The following is a 21,406-nucleotide window of genomic DNA, read 5'->3' as shown; positions in this document are numbered from 1 at the left end:
GGGGATCGGGCCGAACTGCCGATCATCGTACTCGGGCCGGTCATGTGGCTTGCGGGGGAGGGGAGTTGGGTCCGTCGTGTCCCTCAACTCGTCGCGGGTCCGTGCAGGCCGTCGAAGAGGATGGTCGTCAGGGCGTCGGCCAGCGTCGCCACGGTCAGGTCGCGGTCCGGGCGGTACCACTCCACGAGGGAGTTGACGGTGCCGAACAGCAGTCGGCTCGCGAGGTGCGGGTCGATGTCCGCCCGTATGCCGCCCTCGGCCGCCGCCCGGGTCATCAACTCGGCCACCCGATGGTCGAATTCACGGCGCCGGGCGAGCGCCCGCTGCTCGACCTCGCTGTTGCCGTGCAGACGCAACAGCAAGGTCACGTACGGCAGTTCGGCGGCGAGCACCTCGACACTGCGGTGGACGATACGTTTCATCCGGGCGGTCGCCGTGCTCTCCGACGACCCGCCCTCCGGGTCCTGGGCTCGCTTCTCCTCCTCGTCGAGTACGGCGAAGAGGGCGTCCAGGGCGCGGTTCACCGCCAGTTCGAGGAGTTCCTCCTTGCCGGACACATGGTGGTAGATGCTCGACTTGCTGAGGCCCAGGCGCCTGGCCAGTTCCTCCATGCCGGTGCCGTCGTAGCCGCGTTCGTTGAAGACCACGACGGCGATCTCCAGCAGCGAGTCGCGGTCGTAGGCGGGACGGCCGTGGCGGCCGGCCGGGTTCTGCACAGGTGTCCTGGTCACCGGTCCATTGTGACAAGGCCGGCGGCCACGCCGGACGGAACCGCCTCGGAGGTCACTGCTCCCGCAGATCCTTCACCCGGCGGATCTTGCCCACCGAGCGCTCCAGGGTCTCCGGATCGACGATCTCCACCCCGACGGTCACGCCCACGCCGTCCTTGACGCCCTTGCCGATCGCCGCCGCGGCGGCTTCCCGCTGCTCGGGAGTGGCGCCCGGGCGGGCCTCGGCGCGGACCGTCATGTGGTCCATGCGGCCGCGGCGGCTGAGCTGGATCGTGAAGTGCGGGGCGACGGCGGGGGTGCGCAGCAGGATCTCCTCGATCTGGCTGGGGAAGACGTTCACCCCGCGCAGGATGATCATGTCGTCGCAGCGGCCGGTGATCTTCTCGATGCGCCGGAAGGCGGGGCGGGCCGTGCCGGGGAGGAGCCGGGTCAGATCGCGGGTGCGGTACCGGATGATCGGCAGGGCCTCCTTGGTGAGGGAGGTGAAGACCAGTTCGCCGCTGTCGCCGTCGGGCAGCGCCTCGTCGGTGAGCGGGTCGACGATCTCCGGGTAGAAGTGGTCCTCCCACACGTGCAGGCCGTCCTTGGTCTCCACGCACTCCTGGGCGACACCCGGGCCGATCACCTCCGACAGGCCGTAGATGTCGACCGCGTTGATGTCCATGCGCTCCTCGATCTCGCGGCGCATCTCCTCCGTCCACGGCTCGGCGCCGAAGATGCCGACCTTGAGGGAGCTGGTGCGCGGGTCGACGCCCTGGCGCTCGAACTCGTCGAGGAGGGTGAGCATGTAGGACGGGGTGACCATGATGATCTCGGGCTTGAAGTCCTGGATGATCTGCACCTGGCGTGCGGTCATGCCGCCGGAGGCGGGGATCACCGTGCAGCCCGCGCGCTCGGCACCATAGTGGGCGCCCAGACCACCGGTGAACAACCCATAGCCGTACGACACATGGATCTTGTGGCCGGGCCGGCCGCCGGCCGCGCGGATCGAGCGGGCCACCACGTCGGCCCACATGGAAATGTCGTTCTCTGTGTAGCCGACGACCGTGGGGCGGCCGGTGGTGCCGCTGGAGGCGTGGATACGGCGGACCTGGTCCATGGGGACGGCGAACATGCCGAAGGGGTACGTGTCCCGCAGGTCGGCCTTGGTGGTGAAGGGGAACCGGGCCAGGTCCTCGAGGGTGCGGCAGTCGTCGGGTTTGACGCCGACCTCGTCGAACTTCCTCCGGTACAGCTCCACATTGTCGTAGGCGTGCCTCAACGTGGCCTGGAGCAGGCCGAGTTGGTGCTCGCGCAGCTCCTCGCGGCTCAGGCGCTCGGCGGCGTCCAGCAACCCGTCGGGGAGTGGTTCCCCCAGGCGCGTACTCACGGGTGTCGAAACCGGTGAGGCCGCAGGGGCTGTCAGATCGCTGCTCATGGAGACTCCTTCGTCTTCGCGCTGTTGATCGTGCGGCTGCGGCCGCGGAACTCCGCGATCACCTGGTCGCCGCGCAGCACGCTCACGTCGTAGATGCCGCTGCGGCCGAACCGGGTGCGCTCCGTCGCCGTCGCCACCAGGACGTCGCCCTCGTAGGCCGGGGCGACGAAGTCGATGTCGGCCGCGGCGGCCACGGTCACCGGGCCGTGGCTGTTGCAGGCGCAGGCGAAGGCGGAGTCGGCGAACAGGAACAGGTAGCCGCCGTGGGCGATCTTGTGTCCATTGACCATGGCCGGGGTCACGGTCATACGGAGCACGGCGGTCCCTGCGCCGTGCTCGACGAGCTCCATCCCGAGAGCCCGGGACGCCTCGTCCGCGGCGAACATCCTCGCCGTCGGACCGGAGGCCGGCTCAGCGGCCTGCGTCATTTTCCACCACCTTGTGGACCGACCGAACATTCGGTTAGCGTGCGTCACGGCCAAGTAATCCAGCAACACCACTGCCTGTCAAGAGGTGGAATGCATGCTTCAGACCAGCTCCGAGCTGCCCGACTTCTTCTCGCGCCATCGCGCCCTGCTGGAACAGGCGGTCGCCGCGACCGCCACGCGTGACCACTGGACGCCGTATCCGGAGTCACCCAGCAAGTCGGTCTACGGCGAGGACGCGGCCAAGAACGGCGAGGGCGCCTTCCAGGAACAGCTCGGTGGGCATGTCGAGCTGGCGGGGCATCCCGGCGACGGGAGCGTGTCGGCCGCCGAGACCTCGCCGTACGGCTTCGAGCTGGGCATCTCCTACCCCCGCGTCGCGCCGGACGAGGCGGTGGCCGCCGCCCTGGCCGCCACCGGGCCCTGGCGCGACGCGGGCCCCGACACCCGTGCCGGAGTCGCCGCCGAGATCCTGGCCCGGCTGAACGCGGCGAGCTTCGAGATCGCGCACGCCGTGCAGCACACCACCGGGCAGGCCTTCGTCATGGCGTTCCAGGCGGGCGGCCCACACGCCCAGGACCGGGGTCTTGAGGCCGTCGCCTACGCCTGGGCCGAGCAGAAGCGGCACCCGGGCACGGCCCGCTGGAGCAAGCCGCAGCGCAAGGGCGGCCCGCAGGTCCTGGACAAGAAGTTCACCCCGGTCGGCCGCGGGGTGTCGCTCCTCATCGCCTGCAACACCTTCCCGACCTGGAACGGCTACCCGGGCCTGTTCGCCAGCCTGGTCACCGGCAACCCGGTCGTGGTCAAGCCGCACCCGGGCGCCGTCCTCCCCCTTGCGATCACCGTGCGCGTCGCCCGCGAGGTACTGGCCGAGGCGGGCTTCGACCCGAACCTCGTGATCCTCGCCGCCGAGGAGCCCGGGGGCCGTAGCGCCGCCGTCCTCGCGCTGCACCCCGACGTCCGGATCATCGACTTCACCGGCTCGACGGAGTTCGGCGACTGGCTGGAGACCAACGCCCGCCAGGCCCTCGTCCACACGGAGAAGGCCGGCCTCAACACCGTTGTCCTGGACTCCACCGACGACTACCGCGGCCTGCTCGGCAACCTCGCCTTCTCACTGGCCCTCTACAGCGGCCAGATGTGCACCACCCCGCAGAACCTCCTGATCCCGCGCGACGGCATCACCACCGACCAAGGCCCGCGCAGCGCCGACGAGTTCGCCACCGACCTCGGCGCCGCGCTCGACAAACTGCTCGGCGACCCCGCCCGCGCCGCCGGCACCCTCGGCGCGATCGTCAACGACGGCGTGCGGGACCGCTTGGAGCAGGCCGCGTCGGTCGGTCGTACGGTGCGTGCGTCGGCGGCCGTCGAACACCCCGAGTACCCGAAGGCCGTCGTCCGTACGCCACTGATCGCCCGCCTCGACGCCGAGGGCGACCGGGAGGCGTACACCCGGGAGTGGTTCGGGCCGGTGTCGTTCGTCATCTGCACCGACTCCACCGAGCACAGTCTGCGGATCCTGCGCGAGACGGTGCGGGCGCACGGCGCGCTGACCGCCGCCGTCCACTCCACCAGTGAACTGGTGCTGGACGCCGCCGAGTTGGCCGCCCTCGACGCGGGCGTGCACCTCTCGGAGAACCTCACCGGCGGTGTCTTCGTCAACCAGTCCGCCGCGTTCAGCGACTTCCACGGCAGCGCCGCCAACCCGGCCGCCAGCGCCACCCTGTCCGACCCCGCGTTCGTCACCGGCCGCTTCGCGACCCTCCAGTCACGCCGGCCCGCCCCCGCCGAGGAGACCACCGATGCCTGAGCTGTCCTCCGACGAGGTCTATCTGATCGACGGGGCCCGTACCCCGCAGGGCCGCTACGGCGGGGCCCTCGCCTCCGTACGACCCGACGACCTCGCTGCTCTGGTCGTCGGCGAGGCGGTCCGGCGGGCCGGAATCCCGGCCGAGGAGGTCGACGAGGTGATCCTCGGCGCCGCCAACCAGGGCGGCGAGGACAACCGTGACGTGGCGCGGATGGCCGTACTGCTGGCCGGGTTGCCGCACACCGTGCCCGGCTACACCGTCAACCGGCTCTGCGCCTCCGGCCTGACCGCCGTCGCCTCGGCCGCCCAGGCGATACGCGCCGGAGAGGCGGACCTCGTCGTCGCGGGCGGCGTGGAGTCCATGACCCGTGCCCCCTGGGTGATGGCCAAGCCCGGCACCCCGTGGGCCAAACCGGGGGAGGTGCACGACACCTCGCTCGGCTGGCGCTTCACCAATCCGCGCTTCGCCGCCCAGCAGACCCTGACGATGGGCGAGACGGCCGAGGAGGTCGCCGAGCTCGACGGCATCACCCGCGCCGAGTCCGACGCGTTCGCGCTGCGCAGCCATCAACGGGCCGTCGCCGCCCAGGAGTCGGGCCGCTTCGACCGGGAGATCGTGCCGGTCGCGGTGAAGGACGGCGAGGTGACACGGGACGAGGGCCCGCGACCCGGAACCACGCTGGAGAAGCTCGGCTCGCTGCGCACCATCTTCCGCGAGGGCGGCATCGTCACCGCCGGTTCCTCCTCACCGCTGTCCGACGGCGCCGCCGCGCTGGTCGTCGCGAGCGGGGCGGCCGTCCGACGCCACGGACTCACCCCGAGGGCGCGGATCGTCACCTCGGCCTCGGCCGGGGTGCAGCCCCACATCATGGGTCTGGGCCCGGTTCCTGCCACCGAGAAGGCTCTCGCCCGCGCCGGTTGGGGGACCGGCGACCTGGACGCCGTCGAGCTGAACGAGGCCTTCGCCGCGCAGGCCCTCGCCGTCACGCGCCGCCTCAAGCTGGACGAGGAGAAGGTCAACGCCGACGGCGGAGCCATCGCACTCGGCCATCCTCTCGGGTGCTCCGGCGCCCGTATCCTGCTCACGCTGCTGGGCAGGTTGGAGCGCGAGAACGGCAGCCGGGGCCTGGCCACGCTGTGCGTCGGGGTCGGGCAGGGCGTCGCGATGCTCGTGGAGCGGATATGAGCGCCCCCGGCACCGACACCGCCCCCGGCACCGGCCTGAGGGCCTCCGACACCGGCGACTACGAGACCCTCCTCGTCGAGGACCGCGAGGACCGGCTGGTCGTCACCCTGCACCGACCCGACGCCCGCAACGCCATCAGCGGGCTGATGATTCGCGAACTGCACGCCGTCTGCGACCAGTTGGAGCAGGACCCCAAGTTCCTCCTGCTCACCGGGCACGGCGGAATCTTCGCGGGCGGCGCCGACATCGCCGAACTGTTGGCACGCGGGCGGGACGAAGCCCTCCAGGGCATCAACAGCCGACTCTTCGAGCGGGTACGCCGGCTGCCGATGCCGACTCTCGCCGCGGTGGACGGCTGGGCGCTGGGCGGCGGTGCGGAACTGTCGTACGCCTGCGACCTGCGTATCGCCGGACCGGACGCCGTCTTCGGCAACCCGGAGCCCGGGCTCGGCATCCTCGCCGCGGCCGGTGCCTGCTGGCGGCTGCCCGAGCTGGTCGGCGAGTCCGTGGCCAAGCAGGTGCTGCTCGCCGGGCGGAACCTCGACGCGGCGGCAGCCCTGGCCGCCGGGCTGGTCATCGACGTCGTACCGGCGGAGAAGCTGCTGGACGAGGCGCACGCGCTGCTGGACCGGATGGCCCGTTCGTCGGCCACGGCCCTTCGGCTCACCAAGCTCGTGGTCGACTCGCCCGGCGCCCACCCGGTCGCCGACGACCTCGCGCAGGCCGTGCTCTTCGAGGGGCAGGACAAGAAGGACCGTATGACTCGCTTCTTGGACAAAAGAGGCTTGGAGCAGAGGAGCAGCCGATCATGAGCCCAACACCCCACTCCGCGCCCGCAGTTGTCGGTGTGATCGGCGGCGGCCGGATGGGCGCCGGTATCGCGCAGTCGTTCGCGGCCGCCGGTTCGTCCGTGACCGTAGTGGAGAGCGGCGAGGCCGCTTCGGCCGCCGCGCTGGACCGCGTTGCCACCGGTTTGAAGCGGGCCGCCGAGCGGGGCCTGCTCAGCGAACCCGCCGAGCAGGTGCTCGCCCGCGTCACCATGGCGGACGCGGTCGACGGGCTGCCCGCCGACGCCGATCTGGTCGTCGAGGCGGTGCCCGAGGACGCCGGACTCAAGGCGCGCGTGCTCGCGGCGGCCGAGCGGGCGGTGGGCGCGACGACCGTGCTGGCCACCAACACCAGCTCCCTGTCGGTCACCGAACTCGCCTCCGTGCTCACCCGGCCCGGCCGCTTCCTGGGCATGCACTTCTTCAACCCGGTGCCTGCCTCGGCGCTCGTGGAGATCGTCGTCGCTCCGCACACCGAGGCCGCCGCCGTCAGTGCCGCTCTCGACTGGACGCACGCCCTCGGTAAGAAGGACGTGACCGTCAAGGACTCGCCCGGCTTCGCCAGCAGCCGCCTCGGACTGGCGCTCGGCCTGGAGGCGATCCGCATGGTCGAGGAAGGAGTCGCCGAGCCGGAAGCGATCGACGACGCGATGAGCCTCGGCTACAAGCACCCCATGGGACCGCTCCGCCTGACCGACCTGGTCGGTCTCGACGTACGTCTGGCCATCGCCGAGTACCTGCACTCCACCCTCGGTGAGCGCTTCGCACCGCCACAGCTGTTGCGCGACAAGGTCGCACGCGGTGAGCTGGGCCGAAAGACGGGACAGGGGTTCTACGCGTGGCAGTGAGCGAATCCTCGGACGGCGTCGGCTATCGCCTGGACGCCGGTGTCGCGACCATCGAGCTGCGCAGGCCCGCGCTCGATGTCTCCCTGCGGGGCGGGCTGTCGGCCGCCGTACGCCAGGTGGGCGGTGGGGGGACGGCGGTTCGTGCCGTGCTGCTCACCGCGCAGGGCAGGCACTTCTGCGTGGGGCAGGACCTCAAGGAGCACGCCCGGGCGCTGGAGAACGGGCCCGATGCCGCCTTCGCCTGCGTGCGCGACGAGTACAACCCGCTCGTGGAGGCGCTGCACGCGCTGACCCAGCCGGTGGTGGTGGCCGTCGAGGGCGCGTGCGTCGGGGCCGGGCTCGGGCTGGCGCTCTGCGCGGATGTGCGCGTCGCGGCCGAGAGCGCTCGGTTCGCCACCGCGTTCACCGGGATCGGGCTGGCCGCCGACAGTGGGCTGAGTGGCTCGCTGGCGCAGGCGGTCGGTCCGTCGCGGGCCGCCGCGCTGATGCTGCTCGGCGATCGGTTCGGCGCGGAGGACGCGCTGCGGTGGGGGCTGGTGCACCGGGTCGTGCCGGACGGCGAAGCCGCCGCGGCGGGGCTGGCCCTGGCCGAGCGGCTGGCCGCCGGGCCCACCGCCGCCTACGCCGAGGTCAAGGCGCTGCTGCGGGACGCGCCCGCTGCCGGCCTCGCCACCGTGCTGGAACGGGAGGCGGCGGCGCAGGAGCGGCTGGGGGCCACACGGGACCATCGGGCCGCCGTAGCGGCGTTTCTGGCGCGGGCGGAGCCGTCGTTCGAGGGGCGGTGACCAGCCATTCACTCGGCAGGTCTTGCCTCGCCGGGGGAAACCCATCAGACTAGGTACCGAACGAATGGTCGGTAGGGAAGGTGGTGTGTCGATGACTAGCACAGGCACGGAGGCGTCAGCCGCCGGCTGGACCGAAGCGCGGCTCTCGGAGCAGTTCGATGCCACGATCGCGAAGGACCAGCGGATCGAGCCCCGCGACTGGATGCCCGACGGCTATCGCAAGACCCTGATCCGACAGATCGCGCAGCACGCGCACTCGGAGATCATCGGGATGCAGCCGGAGGGCGACTGGATCACCCGCGCGCCCTCCCTGCGCCGCAAGGCGATCCTCTTCGCGAAGGTGCAGGACGAGGCCGGACACGGACTGTATCTGTACTCGGCCGCCGAGACCCTGGGCGCGGACCGCGCGGAGCTGACCGAGGCGCTGGTCGAGGGCCGGCAGAAGTACTCGTCGATCTTCAACTACCCGGCGCTGACCTTCGCCGACGTCGGCGTGATCGGCTGGTTCGTGGACGGCGCGGCGATCTGCAACCAGGTGCCGCTGTGCCGCTGCTCGTACGGGCCGTACGCGCGGGCCATGGTGCGGGTGTGCAAGGAGGAGTCCTTCCACCAGCGCCAGGCCTATGAGCTGCTGCTGACCCTGATGCGCGGCACGGACGGTCAGCGGGCCATGGTCCAGGACGCCGTGGACCGTTGGTGGTGGCCGTCGCTGATGATGTTCGGCCCGCCCGACGACGACTCGCCCAACTCGGCGCGCTCCATGGCCTGGAAGATCAAGCGGCACAGCAACGACGAACTGCGTCAGCGCTTCGTCGACATGACGGTCCCGCAGGCGGAGAAGCTCGGAGTCACCCTGCCCGACCCGGAGTTGAGCTGGAACGAGGACCGCGGTCACCACGACTTCGGCACCCCCGACTGGTCCGAGTTGCAGCGCGTGATCAGCGGCGACGGACCGCGCAACGTGGAGCGGGTCTCCCGCCGCCGGGCCGCCCACGAGGAGGGCGCCTGGGTCCGGGAGGCGGCCACCGCGCACGCGGCCAAGCAGGCCGCCCGTGCACAGCAGACCGCCCGTACGCAGAAAACCGAAGGAGCGGCGGCATGACGCGGGACTGGCCCCTGTACGAGGTGTTCGTCCGCGGAAAGCGCGGCCTGAACCACGTCCACGTCGGCTCGCTGCACGCCGCCGACGACGCCATGGCGCTCACCCACGCCCGCGACCTGTACACGCGGCGCAACGAGGGGGTGTCCATCTGGGTCGTGCGCTCGGAGCACATCGCCGCCTCGACCCGTGACGAGAAGGACCCGTTCTTCGCGCCGAGCGCCGACAAGGTCTACCGCCACCCCACGTTCTACGACATCCCCGACGACGTCCCCCACATCTAGGAGCAGGGAATGAGTGACGACCACGTCTATCTGTCCCTGGTCGAGGGGCACGACGACACCGACGCCCGCTGGGCGTTCGGCACCGGCTTCGAGGACCCGCTGCACGGCATCGACCAGACGGTGCCGGACGGGACGGACAGCGCTCGACTGGCCGCGTTCTGTCTGGCACTTGGCGACGACGCCCTCGTGAGCGCGCAGCGGCTGGCCCAATGGTGCACCGCCGCCCCGGAGTTGGAGGAGGAGGTGGCACTGGCCAACATCGGGCTCGACCTGCTCGGCCAGACCCGTCTGCTCTACGCGCGTGCCGGTCAGGTCGACGGCACCGGACGCGGCGAGGACGCGTACGCCTACTTCCGTGACGCGGACGACTTCCGCAACGTACGGCTGGCCGAACTCCCCAACGGAGACTTCGCGTTCTCCGTCACCCGACTCCTGGTGCTGTCCTCCTGGCGACTGGCCCTCTTCGAGCGACTCGCCAACACGGCATCGGACCCCGTGCTCGCCGCCATCGCCGCCAAGGGCGTCAAGGAGCTTGCGTACCACCGCCAGTACGCCGCCGAGTGGGTCGTCCGGCTGGGCGACGGCACGGAGGAGTCGCAACGGCGGACGCGGGACGCGCTGGCCGCCATCGCGCCGTACGTGGACGAACTCTTCGTGGACGACGGTGAGTTGAGGACCGAGGTCCTGGCCGTGCTCCGCCAGGTCACCGACGCCGCCGGGCTCGTCCTGCCCGAGGTGGTACCGGTTCCCGGACACGGCCGCGACGGCGACCGCACCGAACACCTGGCCCCGCTGCTGGCCGAACTCCAGAGCGTGGCCCGCGCCCACCCGGAGGCGACATGGTGACCACCCTGCTCGACGCGCGACGCGCCCGGCACATCGCCGCGCAGGTGCCCGACCCCGAGATGCCCATGCTCACGCTGGCCGACCTCGGCGTACTGCGCGACGTCGAGCTGAGCGAGGACGGCACGGTCGTCGCGAGCCTGACACCCACCTACTCCGGCTGCCCCGCCATGGCGGAGATGCGCGCCGAGGTGGCCGCACGGCTGCGGGACGCCGGCTACGCGCGCGTGGAGATCCGTACGGTCCTGACCCCGCCCTGGAGCAGCGACTGGATCACCCCGGCCGGCCGCGCCAAACTCGCCGAACACGGCATCGCACCGCCCGGTGCCGCCCCGCGCGGCCCGCTGGTGCTCACGCTGTCACCGACCCGCCGTACGGTGCCCTGTCCCCGCTGCGGGGCGACGGACACCGAGGAGACCTCGCACTTCGCCGCGACCTCCTGCAAAGCCCTGTGGCGGTGCCGCGCCTGCCGCGAGCCGTTCGAGTACGTCAAGGAGATCTGATGGCGAGCCCCCAACGCCTGCTCGCGGCGAGCACCCACCTTCCGCCTGCGGTGAGTTCTCAACTCCCGCCCGTGGCAAGCCTCCGGCCCGCCCCCGTGGCGAGCCTCCAACTCCCGCTCGTGGAAAGGACGGTGGACCAGTGACCGCCCCGGCCCCGACCACCCCTGCCCGCCCGGCGCGTCGCCGGCCGGCCTTCCACGTCCTGCGGGTCGCCGCCGTCGAGTCGCTGTGCGAGGACGCCGCCGCCATCAGCTTCGACATCCCCGAGCACCTCGCCGAGGAGTTCGCGTACCGGCCCGGTCAGTCGCTCACGCTGCGTCGTGAGGTCGAGGGACGCGACGAGCGCCGCTCGTACTCCATCTGCTCACCGGCGGGGACCCGCCCCCGCATCGGCGTACGCGTCGTCCCCGGCGGCCTGTTCTCCTCCTGGCTGGTCAACGACGTAAGCCCCGGAGACACCGTCGAGGTGATGGCCCCCACCGGCGCCTTCACCCCCGACCTGACCCTCCCCGGCCACCACGTCCTGATCGCCGCCGGCTCCGGAATCACCCCGATGCTGTCCATCGCGGAATCCGTCCTCGCCGCCGACACCCGCTCCCGCGTCACGCTCTTCTACGGCAACCGGCGCAGCGACACCGTGATGTTCGCGGACGACCTCGCCGACCTGAAGGACCTGTACCCCGGCCGTTTTCAGCTGGCGCACATCCTGTCCCGCGAGCCGCGCGAGGCGGAGATCCTCTCCGGCCGCCTCGACGCCGACCGGCTCACCACGCTCGTGGACGCCCTCGTCGACGTGGAGACCGCCGACCACTGGTGGCTGTGCGGCCCGCACGGCATGGTCCGCGACGCCCAACAGGTCCTCACCGGCCTCGGCGTCCCCGCCGGACGCGTCCACCAGGAACTGTTCTACGCCGACGACGAACCCGTGCGGACGAACAAACACATCGACAAGGCCTACGACGGCCCCGTCAGCCAGGTGCGCATCACGCTCGACGGCCGCACCACCAACTCCGCTCTGCACAAGGACAGTTCGATCCTCGACGGCGCCCAGAAGACCCGCCCGGACCTGCCCTTCGCCTGCAAGGGCGGCGTCTGCGGCACCTGCCGCGCGCTGGTCACCGAGGGCACCGCGGACATGCGGCGCAACTACGCCCTCGAACCCGCCGAGGTCGACGCCGGGTATGTCCTCACCTGCCAGACCTTCCCCGTGTCCGACACACTCGCCGTCGACTACGACGGCTGAGGCGGGCCATGACACTGCACTTCGAGGTCGCCGAGGGCGTCGGTACGATCCGGCTCGACCGGCCGCCGATGAACGCGCTGGACGTCGCCACCCAGGACGGCCTGCGCACGCTCGCCGAGGAGGCGAGCCGTCGCGAGGATGTGCGGGCGGTGGTGATCTACGGCGGGGAGAAGGTGTTCGCGGCGGGCGCGGACATCAAGGAGATGCAGCGGATGGACCATGCGGCGATGGTCGTGCGGTCGCGGGCGTTGCAGGAGTCGTTCACGGCGGTGGCGCGTATTCCGAAGCCGGTGGTCGCGGCGATCACGGGCTATGCGCTGGGCGGGGGTTGTGAGTTGGCGTTGTGCGCGGATTTCCGGATCGCGGCGGACAACGCGAAGTTGGGGCAGCCGGAGATTCTGCTCGGGTTGATTCCGGGGGCGGGTGGCACGCAGCGGTTGGCCCGGCTCATCGGTCCGTCGAAGGCGAAGGACCTGATCTTCACCGGTCGGATGGTCAAGGCGGACGAGGCGCTCGCGCTGGGTCTCGTCGATCGACTCGCCCCCGCCGCCGAGGTGTTCGGCGAGGCGCACGCGTGGGCGGCGAAGCTCGCGCAGGGTCCGGCGATCGCGTTGCGCGCGGCGAAGGAAGCGATCGACACCGGTCTGGAGACGGACATCGAGACCGGGCTCGCCGTCGAACGCACGTGGTTCGCGGGGCTGTTCGCGACCGAGGACCGTGAGCGCGGGATGCGCAGCTTCGTCGAAGAGGGCCCCGGCAAGGCCAAGTTCAAGTGAGACGAAGGCCAGGCGAGACGAAGGTCCGGCGAAGCGAAAGCCAGGGGCGACGAAGGTCAGGCGAGGCGAAGCGCGGGCCGGGAATCACTCCCGGCCCGCGCTTCATTCATCGGTGTTCAGCTACTGGCACCGGAGTTCAGCCATCGGCGGTCAGCCGAGCAGCTTGGTCTCCAGGGTCGCCGCGTTGTACGAGCCCCAACCGCTGGTGAAGTCCCAGCCGGTGGCGGCGGAGTAGGCGCCGTTGCTGCCACTGGTGATGTCGTGGAAGCCGGTGCCGCTCGCCGTGTACAGCGAGGGGTTGGCGAAGCCGAGGTTGGCCTTGCCGGCCGCCGCGGCCCGCTGGTTGTAGAGCGCGCCGAAGGCCGCCCACTCGGGCGCGGCGGCGCTGGTACCGCCGACCGTGCCCCAGCTGCCCTGCGAGTAGATCGAGACACCGGGGCTCGGGTTCGCGAGCGCCGACACGTCGGGAACCTGCCGGTAGCCGCCGCCCGCGGTCTTCTGCACCGCGGTCTGCCAGCTCGGGATCTTGAAGACGGAGGACTTGCCGCCGCCACCGCCCGACCAGGCCGTTTCCTTGCTCCACGCGTTGGCGGAGGTGACGGTCAGCGTCGTGCCGCCGACGCCGGTGACGTACGGGTCGCTCGCCGGGTAGTCGACGGTGGTGGTGCCGTCGCCCGCGTCGTCCGAACCGTCGTCACCGGAGGCGGCGTAGAAGCCGAGGCCCTCGGCCGCGCCCGCCTTGAAGACGGCGTCCACGGCGTTGATGTTGGAGGTGGTGCGCTGGCTCTCGGACGCGCCCCAGCTGATCGAGGTGGTCGGGATGCCGCTGTCGACGATGGCCTGGTAGGTGTCGACCTCACCGGCGTCGGAGTTCGGGCCCTCGAAGACCGTGACGTTGGCCTTGGGGGCGATCGCGTGCAGGACCTCGATGTCCAGCTCTACCTCGACCTGACCGTCACCGAGCGCGCCGGAACCGCCGTCCACCTTCGACACCGTCGGAGTGGGGGAGCCCAGGCTGTAGTTGGTGTCGTACTTGGTGATGTTGGACTGCGCGAAGCCGTCGAACTCCAGCAGCGCGATCTTCTGGCCGCTGCCGGTGTACGTGCTGGAGACGTTGTAGCCGCCCTTGATCTGGGCCGGGGTGTAGCCGCCGCCGGGGCCGTTGTGCGGGTTGACCTTGGCGGACCCCTGGTGGTGCAGCTGGGCGCGGTTGTTGAGGCCGGTCACGTCGCTGACCAGGCCGGCGATGCCGGTCGGCAGGGTCGGCGCGGTCTCGTTGGCGTAGAAGGCGCGGCCCGACTTGGCGTCCTTCCACGTCGACAGCTTGGTGCCGAACGCCTTCTCCAACTGCGCGGCGGTGCCGCTGGCGTCGACCAGCAGGTTCCCCGAGTGGACCTTGCCGACGGTGAGACCCTGGGCGCGCAGGAAGTCCTTGACCTGCTTCACCTCGGCGTCGGTCCGGCCGAACCGGGCCGCGAACTGGGCCTTCGTCAGATAGTGGCCGTACGAACTCGACCGCGGATTACTGACGTTGGCGATGAAGGTGTCGAGGCCCTTGTCGTTTCTCGGGGTCAGGCTGATGGCCACCGATATGCGCTTGGCGGCGGAGACGGCGCCGGTGCGGGCCGCGTCGTGGTTCAGGCCCTTGAGGACATCTCCCGCGATGGCGGCGCGAGTTGTGTGCGGCTGGGCGGCGGCGTAGGCGGTGGGGACGGCGGCGGCGAGCAGAGCCGGTACGGCGACCAGACCGACCAGTTTCAGTCGTGACGTCACTGAGGTCCTCCGAGGAGTGGGGGGTTGGCGTCCCGGAAGGGGAACGGCTTCACCGTAGGAACACCGGCCCCACCCGCATAAGCGGGGGAACCCTTGCGTTGTGTGTTAACTGCGCATGTCACGTGAACCGCGGATGACAGGTCAGCGGCGGTTTCCGAGTGCGCGGGGAGTCCGGACCCGGCCGGGCTGACTGACCGTCACCGCCGGTGTCGTGAGCTGCTGTTGGTCGTCGTCGCCGACGCTCACGGTCGCCGCGCCGGACGCGATGACGGCGACCGCCATGGCATGGGCGAGCGCGGTGCGCGAGCGGACCCCGACCTTGCGGTAGACCCGCGACAGCGTGCCTTCCACCGTTTTGACGCTGATGAACAGCTCCGCGGCGACCTCCCTGTTGGTGGCCCCGCCGCCGACGAGTTCGGCCACCCGCGCTTCCGTGGGCGTGAGTTCGGGCCGCCCTTCGCCGTCCCGGTCACCGGCCTCCAGCCGCGCCAGTTCGTCCCTGGCCCGCGCCGCCAGCGGAACGGCGCCGATCCGCGTCGCCGTCTCCAGCGCCTCGCCGAGGGCGGTCCGTGCCGCGTTCCGGTGCCGGGCCCGGCGCTCGACGGCGCCGAGCGCGATCAGAGCACGCACCAGGTCTATGGGCAACGGGAGTTGACGCAACCGGTCCACGGCGGCGCGCAGCCGTACCGCCCCCTCCTTCGCCCGGCCGAGCCCCGCCTCGCGCAGCCCCTCCGCCCGCTCCAGCGCCGCCAGTACGCTGCCGGGCGCATCGACGGACACCCGCCTGCGCGCCTCGTCGATCACGGCCCCGGCCGCGTCCGTCTCGCCCAGCACGACCAGGGCCTCGGCCAGATCGCTGTACCAGTGCAGCAGGGGCGGATCGGCGGCGGACATGGCCGCGCCGAGTTCCTTCACGCGTTGCAGCGCCTCGACCGCGGCGGCGGCCCCACGCGGGTCACCGGCCAGCAACTCGGCCTGCCCCAGCACCGCGAGCGCCCGCAGCAGGAACAGCCGGTCGCCGTCCGCCTCCGAGGCCCGCACCGCCTGCTCGGCGAGGTGCCGCGCCTCGTCGGCGGTCCCGCCCGCCGTCGCCGCGAGCGCCGCCGCGTACAGCGCCGGAGCGGCCTGTACGCCGGTCTCGGCCACGGCGCGTGTGCAGCGGGCGGCGGTGGTCAGCGCCTCCCGGCAGTGTCCGGCGCGTACTTGGATCCGGGTGAGCGCCACCAAGGTCGCCATGACCTCCTCGACCCCCGCGAACTCCCCGATCTCCGTGAGGAGTTGAGCGACCCTCTCCTGGGCCTCGGTGACCTTGTCGGAGTCCAGGGCGAGGATCGCCCGCATCCGGATCAGCCCCCAGCTCTCCGGCCCGGCGTCGGCGCCACCGGTCAGTGCGAGCGCCTCCTCCAACGCGACGTCGGCGGCGACCGGTTCACCGCCCAGCGAGCGCACCCGGGCGAGGGTGGCGAGCGCACCGATCCGGGTGTCCGTGTCACCGGCCACGGCCGCCTGCCGCGCGGCGCGCCGGGCATGCCGGGCGGCGTCCTCCAACTCCCCGCACAGCAGGCCCCGTACAGCGGCCCAGTGGTGCAACCACGCCTCGGCCTCCGGATCGCCGTCCGCGTCCCGGAGCCCCTCCTCGATCAGGGCCTGCGCACCCTTCAACGCCTGCCCGGCGTTGCGCAACAGGACCAGCCGCGCCCGCACCCGCTGCCGCGCGGAGCCCGACCCGGTGAGCACGGTCTCGGCCGCCTGCCCCGCCTCCTCCAACTGCCCGGCGTCACAGGCGTATTCGGCCGCCATGAGGAGTCGGTCGGCGTGCTCCGTGGGACGGTCGCCTGGTGTGCGCCGGGCCGCGAGCCCGGCCAACTCGAAGGCGGCGTCGGGCGCGCCGTCGCGACGGGCGTACTCGGCCGCGTACATCAGCGTGCGGGCGGTGGCCTCGTCCTCGTACGGGTGGGCGAGCGCCAAGTGCCGTGCCTGCTCCACGGGTTCGGTGACCGGACGGGCCAGCAGCGCGTGCGCCTCCCGACGGTCGTGCTCCGGAGCATCGGCGTACACGGCGGCCCGGACCAGCGGATGCCGGAAGCGTACGGTCCCCTCGGCGTCGGCGGTCGCGACCCCGAGCCGCTCCGCCCGTGCGAGGTCGGCGGCGGGGTCGTGGAGTCCGGCGGCGCGCAGCAGCGTGAGGGTGGGGCGGGCGGCGGCGCTCGCGACGAGGAGGGTGCGGCGCGCGGACTCGGGCAGTGCGCGTACCTGTTCCAGGAGCAGGGTGCGCAGCCGGCGCGGTACGGGCAGGGGCCGGCCGAGACCGACGGCCGCTCCGTCGCGCGGGGCGGCCTGCCCCAACTCCCGGGCGTACCACGGGTTTCCGGCGGCGGTGTCCTGGACGGCCCGCAGTACCGCCGGTGGCAGGTCGGTGGGGAGGAGCTGCGTGATCTCGTCGTCCGTCAGGGGCGGAACGGGCAGTTCGACGGTGCCGGACGGGCAGCAGTGCGGCCGTTCGGGCTGCTCGTCCTCGGCCACCCGCTCGGCGGCCACCACCCGTACGTCGAGGCCCTCGACCCGCCGTACGGCGAAGGCCAGCACCTCGGCGGTCGGTTCGTCGAGCCACTGGAGGCCGTCGAGGACCAGCAGTACGGGGCCGGTGGCGGCGAGGGTGCCCAGTACGTCGAGAACGGCGACACGGAGCGCGAGCCGGTCACGGTGTTCGATCGGTGGCTCGCCGCGCAACAGGGCTGCCCGCACAGCCACTTGGGGCTCGGGTGCCAAGGTCGCGAGGCAGCTCTCCGGCACCCGTGCGAACAGGTCGACGAGCCCGGCGAAGGGGAGACGCGCGTCCGCCTCGGCGGGGGAGCAGTGCAACACCGTTCCGGACGGCTGGAGATGAGCGGCCGAGGACGCCATCAGGGCGGCCACCAGCACGGACTTGCCGATCCCCGCGGGGCCGTGGAGAAGCACTCCATGACGGTTCGTCAACTCGGCCCGGGCGGTGTCGAGCAGCTCGCGGCGCCCGGTCAATGACCGTACTTCCACGGCGAGTCCAGGAACGGACCACAACCGGAGCCGAGGGCGGGGCAGGCGGATCGGCACGTGAGGCGCGTGAGGCGCGTGAGGCGGGTGTGTCGGGGCCCCGGATATGTCGGCATGTGTTCATGACAACCGGTACGGAATCGGCTTGTCAATGACGGTCGGTGTGTCGCGGGTCCGAGAAGGAACCGCGGCAGCGGGCTGTCAGTCGGCTTCGTCGATCACTTGGCGCATGATCTCGATCTGAGTCTCAGTAGTGACGTATTTCCTGCGATCAAAGACGCCAAAAATGTGTGAAACACCTATCCGCCCGTACAAAAGCCTGGTCAGCGGATGTGACTGAGGAAGCGGGAGAGAACGATGGCTGATCACGGAGCCGACCTGGTGATCCGGGCCGAAGCGATCCACACCCTGGTGCCCGGCCAGGCGCCCCAGCGGGCGCTCGCCGTGCGGGGCGACCGTATCGCCGCCCTCTCGCCAGACCCGAACGGACTCGACGACTGGGTGGGCCCGCACACCATCGTCCACGACCTGCCCGGTACCACGGTGCTGCCCGCCTTCGACGACACCCACACCCACCTCATCTACGCCGCGCTCGGCGCGCACGACGTACCCGTCCACCAGGCCCACGACATCCCCGAGTTCCTCGACCTGATCCGGCAACGCGCGAAGGTGACCCCCGAGGGCGAGTGGATCCGCACCACCACCAACTGGCAGGAACTGAACCTCGCCGAGCGCCGTATGCCCACCGCGGCCGAACTCGACCGGGCCACCGACCGGCACCCGGTCCTGGTCAAGCGCGGTGGCCACAACGACATCGTCAACAGCTACGCGCTGCGCCTGGCGGGCATCACCGATGACACCCCCGTACCGCCGGGCGGTGTCATCGGCCGCGACGCCGACGGCCGGCTCAACGGCAGGCTGATCGACAACGCCATGGGACTCGTCGAGCGTCTGATCCCTGGTCCCGACCGGACCCAGCGCATCGACGGGCTGCGCCTGGCGACCGCCCAGTACGCCGCCACCGGCATCGGCACCGTACGCGACTGCGCGGTCAGCCCCGAGGACTACGCCGTCCTCCTGGCCGCCCGCGAGGCCGGAGCGCTCGGCATCCGGATCCGCGCCCTGATCTCGGCGCTCGGCATGACCAGCGCGGCCCAGGTGGAGGACCTCCTCGACGTCATGGAGGACTGGCGTGACGGCTCCGACCCGTGGCTGCGGGTGTGGGGCGTGAAGTTCGGGCTCGACGGCGGCCTCGAAGCCGGCGCCACCGAGGAGCCGTACGCCTGTGACCACGCCTTCTCCGGGACGCTGAGCTGGGAGCCCGACGCGCTGGTCGAGGCCGTCGAGGCCGTGGTCCGGCGCGGCTGGCGGGTCGGCACCCACGCCTACGGCGACCGCGCGGTCCGCACCCTCCTGGACGTCTACGAGCGGGTCCTCGCCCGCAACCCCGGCCTGCCCGCCGGCACCCTGGTGATGGAACACGGCGGGCTCGCCGGACCCGAACAGCGCGCCCGCGCGGTCGAGTTGGGCATCCCCGTCACCATCCAGCAGCCGCTGCTGCACGACACCGCCGAGGTGGAGGAGGGCTTCTGGGGCCCGGAACGCGTCGCCCGCCTCTTCCCCGCCCGCGGCTGGATCGACCTGGGCGCCCAGGTCAGCGCCGGATCGGACTTCCCCGTCGGTCAGTTCGGCGCGATGCGCTCCGTCTACGGCATGACCACCCGCCAGACCGTCATCGGCGTCAAGGGCCCCGAGCACGCCATCACCTACGACGAGGCCCTCACCCTGCACACCGTCAACGCGGCCCGTCTGTGCGGCGATCAGGATCTGCGCGGCACGCTCAGCCCGGGGCGCCTCGCCGACCTCACCGTCTGGGACCAGGATCCCGCCCGCTGCCCGAGCGACGCCCTGCGCGATCTGAACCCCGTCCAGACGATCGTCGGCGGCCGGCTCGTCACCCCGTAGCGGGCCGCGCGGAGCGGAAGCGACCGGGAAACGACCGGAAACTCATGACTCGCCCGGCACGCAGCGACACGGCGTCCGGGCGAGCAAACGTTCCGTCAGGCGGCCGGCACCGTCCGGATCGCCGCTATGTCGAACTGGAGCCGCACCTTCTCGCTCACCATCGCGCCCCCCTCGGCCAGCCGGGAGTTGTACGTCAGACCCCAGTCGGAGCGGTCGATGGTGGTGGTGCCGTCGAAACCGGCGCGCTCGTAGCCGAACGGGTCGGTGACATGACCGATATAGGTGAGTTCCAGGACGACGGGACGGGTGACGTCCTTGATGGTGAGGTCGCCGAGCATGCGATAGACATCGTTGCCCGCCATTTGCACCGCGGTGCTGGCGAACCGCATCTGCGGGAACGTCGCGGAGTCCAGGAAGTCACGGCCGACCAAGTGGCCGTCGCGTTGTTCCACACCGGTGTCGACACTGCCGGTGGACACCACGATCTCCGCCCGCGAACGGGCGGGGTTGCGGCCGTCGAAGTAGAGCCGGCTTTTGTATTCGGCGAAAGACCCGCGCACGGTCGTCACCATCGCGTGCCGGACGGAGAAGCCGATCCGGCTGTGCGCGGGGTCGATCATCCACTCTCCGGTCAGCTCGGCCAGGGCGGGATCGGGCAGGCCGGAGGAGGTGAAGGCCGGTGGGGCGGCGGGGCGTTGCGGGACGGCGGGGGGCGCCGAGCGGCGGAGGGGCGCAGCACGGTTGAACAGGTTCATGTATCACGTAGTTACTGCACGTCTGATATCGCCGCAAGCCTTGATAGGGAACCGACAGCAGCGCGAATCGGCACCCACACGCTTAAATACCGCCACCTCGCGGGTCGTTACCACATTTCCCACACACATTCGTCACCCGGAATACGGCGAACGCCAATGGAGCGCACTGTTCAGCACGCCCCTGTTCAGCGCACGGGGAATCCGAACGAATAGCCCTGCTGCTTCAGCCACGGCAGGATCTCGCGCAGCGCGGCCACGGTCTCCGAGCGGTTGCCGCCGGCATCGTGGAACAGGATCGTCGGCCCGTTGGACAGTTCGGACTTGACGGTGGCGATGATGGCGTCCGTGCCGGGGAGTTCGAAGTCCTTGGAGTCGACGTTCCAGCCCAGCGGGCGCATCCCCTGCGAGGCGGCGAGGTGCCGGCTGTACGGCGTGAAGGCGCCGCCCGGCGCACGGTAGTACTCCGGCCGGACACCGCCGGACGCCTTGGTGATCATGCTCGCGGCGTTCAGGATCTCCTGGGACTGGTAGGCCTCGGACTTCTTGTCCATCGTGGTGTCGTGCGACACCGTGTGGTCGCACAGCCGGTGCCCGGCCGCCACGACCGCCTTGACCAGGTCGGGGTGGGCTTCGGCCTCGGGGCCGATCATGCAGAAGGTGGCCTTGACCCCGTACCCCTTGAGGACTTGGAGTACCTCCGGCGTCCAGGTCGGGTCCGGCCCGTCGTCGATCGTGATGTTGACGGCGTGGGCGCCCTTGTCGGAGGCGTGCACGATCTCCTCGGACACGGTGGTGATCCGGGCGGGACCCGAACTCCCGGCGGAGGGACGCGAGGCCCCGGCGCCCCGGTCGACGACACCGGCCTGCGCGGTCCACACCGAGGTGGCCGCCGCCACCGCGGTCACACCGACCGCCGCCGCGAGTACCCGCCCGTACCAACCCCGCCCACCGTGCCGCGCCATGTCAGCCCTGCCCTTGTCCTGTTTGATCGACTCCGTGCACTCGTCAGGACGGCGTAAAGGCGGGGAAGGATCCGCCTGTTACGGATCACGGACAATTTCGCGGGAGTTCCGAGACGCAGGCTCAACGAGCGGACGCCCAGGAGG

General features: G+C 71.3%; 20 protein-coding genes. 13 read left to right on the top strand and 7 right to left on the bottom strand.

Annotated features, from left to right (window positions below; all coding sequences use genetic code 11):
- Positions 1–83: 83 nt before the first annotated feature.
- Genes OG588_RS04695 through paaI form a run of 3 tightly spaced genes read right to left on the bottom strand, consistent with a single transcriptional unit; the run spans position 84 to position 2,576 of the window.
- Positions 84–731 carry a TetR/AcrR family transcriptional regulator gene (locus tag OG588_RS04695; protein WP_405946144.1) on the bottom strand — a complete coding sequence of 216 codons (648 nt, stop codon included), beginning with the start codon at positions 729–731 and terminating at the stop codon, positions 84–86.
- A 52-nt stretch (positions 732–783) separates the two neighbouring features.
- Positions 784–2,148, bottom strand: a complete 1,365-nt coding sequence (paaK, locus tag OG588_RS04690) for a phenylacetate--CoA ligase PaaK (protein WP_405946143.1) — start codon at positions 2,146–2,148, stop codon at positions 784–786.
- Positions 2,145–2,576, bottom strand: a complete 432-nt coding sequence (paaI, locus tag OG588_RS04685; RefSeq protein ID WP_405946142.1) for a hydroxyphenylacetyl-CoA thioesterase PaaI — start codon at positions 2,574–2,576, stop codon at positions 2,145–2,147. Before paaI ends, paaK begins: the two co-directional genes overlap by 4 nt.
- 94 nt (positions 2,577–2,670) lie before the next feature.
- On the opposite strand from paaI, the gene paaN reads away from it, so the two are divergent.
- The 12 genes from paaN (at position 2,671) to OG588_RS04625 (ending at position 12,777) form a co-directional block, all read left to right on the top strand.
- Positions 2,671–4,383, top strand: a complete 1,713-nt coding sequence (paaN, locus tag OG588_RS04680; RefSeq protein ID WP_405946141.1) for a phenylacetic acid degradation protein PaaN — start codon at positions 2,671–2,673, stop codon at positions 4,381–4,383.
- Positions 4,376–5,569, top strand: coding sequence for a thiolase family protein (locus OG588_RS04675; RefSeq protein WP_405946140.1), 1,194 nt, complete (start codon positions 4,376–4,378; stop codon positions 5,567–5,569). The genes paaN and OG588_RS04675 overlap by 8 nt, the downstream gene beginning before the upstream one ends.
- Positions 5,566–6,381 carry an enoyl-CoA hydratase/isomerase family protein gene (locus OG588_RS04670; protein ID WP_405946139.1) on the top strand — a complete coding sequence of 272 codons (816 nt, stop codon included), beginning with the start codon at positions 5,566–5,568 and terminating at the stop codon, positions 6,379–6,381. The genes OG588_RS04675 and OG588_RS04670 overlap by 4 nt, the downstream gene beginning before the upstream one ends.
- Entirely contained in the window at positions 6,378–7,244 is an 867-nt protein-coding gene (locus tag OG588_RS04665) for a 3-hydroxyacyl-CoA dehydrogenase family protein (protein WP_405946138.1), read from the top strand. The genes OG588_RS04670 and OG588_RS04665 overlap by 4 nt, the downstream gene beginning before the upstream one ends.
- Positions 7,235–8,029, top strand: coding sequence for an enoyl-CoA hydratase/isomerase family protein (locus OG588_RS04660; protein WP_405946137.1), 795 nt, complete (start codon positions 7,235–7,237; stop codon positions 8,027–8,029). The genes OG588_RS04665 and OG588_RS04660 overlap by 10 nt, the downstream gene beginning before the upstream one ends.
- A 91-nt stretch (positions 8,030–8,120) precedes the next feature.
- Positions 8,121–9,131 (top strand): 1,2-phenylacetyl-CoA epoxidase subunit PaaA, encoded by a 1,011-nt coding sequence (paaA, locus tag OG588_RS04655; protein ID WP_405946136.1) that lies wholly within the window; start codon positions 8,121–8,123, stop codon positions 9,129–9,131.
- Entirely contained in the window at positions 9,128–9,412 is a 285-nt protein-coding gene (paaB, locus tag OG588_RS04650; protein ID WP_366099193.1) for a 1,2-phenylacetyl-CoA epoxidase subunit PaaB, read from the top strand. Before paaA ends, paaB begins: the two co-directional genes overlap by 4 nt.
- Before the next feature lie 9 nt (positions 9,413–9,421).
- Entirely contained in the window at positions 9,422–10,258 is an 837-nt protein-coding gene (gene paaC / locus OG588_RS04645) for a 1,2-phenylacetyl-CoA epoxidase subunit PaaC (RefSeq protein ID WP_405946135.1), read from the top strand.
- The gene (gene paaD, locus OG588_RS04640) at positions 10,252–10,758 is read left to right on the top strand and encodes a 1,2-phenylacetyl-CoA epoxidase subunit PaaD (protein WP_366099195.1); all 507 of its coding nucleotides are present in this window, start codon (positions 10,252–10,254) and stop codon (positions 10,756–10,758) included. The genes paaC and paaD overlap by 7 nt, the downstream gene beginning before the upstream one ends.
- The gene (locus OG588_RS04635; RefSeq protein ID WP_405946134.1) at positions 10,758–10,901 is read left to right on the top strand and encodes a hypothetical protein; all 144 of its coding nucleotides are present in this window, start codon (positions 10,758–10,760) and stop codon (positions 10,899–10,901) included. Before paaD ends, OG588_RS04635 begins: the two co-directional genes overlap by 1 nt.
- Positions 10,898–12,001 (top strand): 1,2-phenylacetyl-CoA epoxidase subunit PaaE, encoded by a 1,104-nt coding sequence (gene paaE, locus OG588_RS04630; RefSeq protein WP_405946133.1) that lies wholly within the window; start codon positions 10,898–10,900, stop codon positions 11,999–12,001. The genes OG588_RS04635 and paaE overlap by 4 nt, the downstream gene beginning before the upstream one ends.
- 8 nt (positions 12,002–12,009) lie before the next feature.
- Positions 12,010–12,777: an enoyl-CoA hydratase/isomerase family protein gene (locus tag OG588_RS04625; protein WP_405946132.1), complete on the top strand. Its 768-nt coding sequence runs from the start codon at positions 12,010–12,012 to the stop codon at positions 12,775–12,777.
- Positions 12,778–12,927: 150 nt separating this feature from the next.
- Here OG588_RS04625 and OG588_RS04620 read toward each other — a convergent pair whose 3' ends face one another.
- The gene (locus OG588_RS04620) at positions 12,928–14,550 is read right to left on the bottom strand and encodes a protease pro-enzyme activation domain-containing protein (protein WP_405946131.1); all 1,623 of its coding nucleotides are present in this window, start codon (positions 14,548–14,550) and stop codon (positions 12,928–12,930) included.
- A gap of 141 nt (positions 14,551–14,691) precedes the next feature.
- Positions 14,692–17,583, bottom strand: a complete 2,892-nt coding sequence (locus tag OG588_RS04615) for an AAA family ATPase (RefSeq protein WP_405946130.1) — start codon at positions 17,581–17,583, stop codon at positions 14,692–14,694.
- 354 nt (positions 17,584–17,937) lie between these two features.
- Between OG588_RS04615 and OG588_RS04610 the strand changes: the two genes are divergently transcribed.
- Positions 17,938–19,545 carry an amidohydrolase gene (locus OG588_RS04610; RefSeq protein ID WP_405946129.1) on the top strand — a complete coding sequence of 536 codons (1,608 nt, stop codon included), beginning with the start codon at positions 17,938–17,940 and terminating at the stop codon, positions 19,543–19,545.
- A gap of 95 nt (positions 19,546–19,640) precedes the next feature.
- Here OG588_RS04610 and OG588_RS04605 read toward each other — a convergent pair whose 3' ends face one another.
- Both OG588_RS04605 and OG588_RS04600 read right to left on the bottom strand, forming a co-directional pair.
- Entirely contained in the window at positions 19,641–20,300 is a 660-nt protein-coding gene (locus tag OG588_RS04605; protein ID WP_405946128.1) for a YceI family protein, read from the bottom strand.
- A 185-nt stretch (positions 20,301–20,485) separates the two neighbouring features.
- On the bottom strand, positions 20,486–21,262 hold the full coding sequence (locus OG588_RS04600; RefSeq protein WP_405946127.1) for a polysaccharide deacetylase family protein: 777 nt from the start codon (positions 21,260–21,262) through the stop codon (positions 20,486–20,488).
- Positions 21,263–21,406: the final 144 nt, after the last annotated feature.

The organism is Streptomyces prunicolor (assembly GCF_045162825.1).
GTDB classification, from domain to species: Bacteria; Actinomycetota; Actinomycetes; order Streptomycetales; family Streptomycetaceae; genus Streptomyces; species Streptomyces prunicolor.
This window is presented reverse-complemented; position numbering and strand designations above follow the sequence as displayed.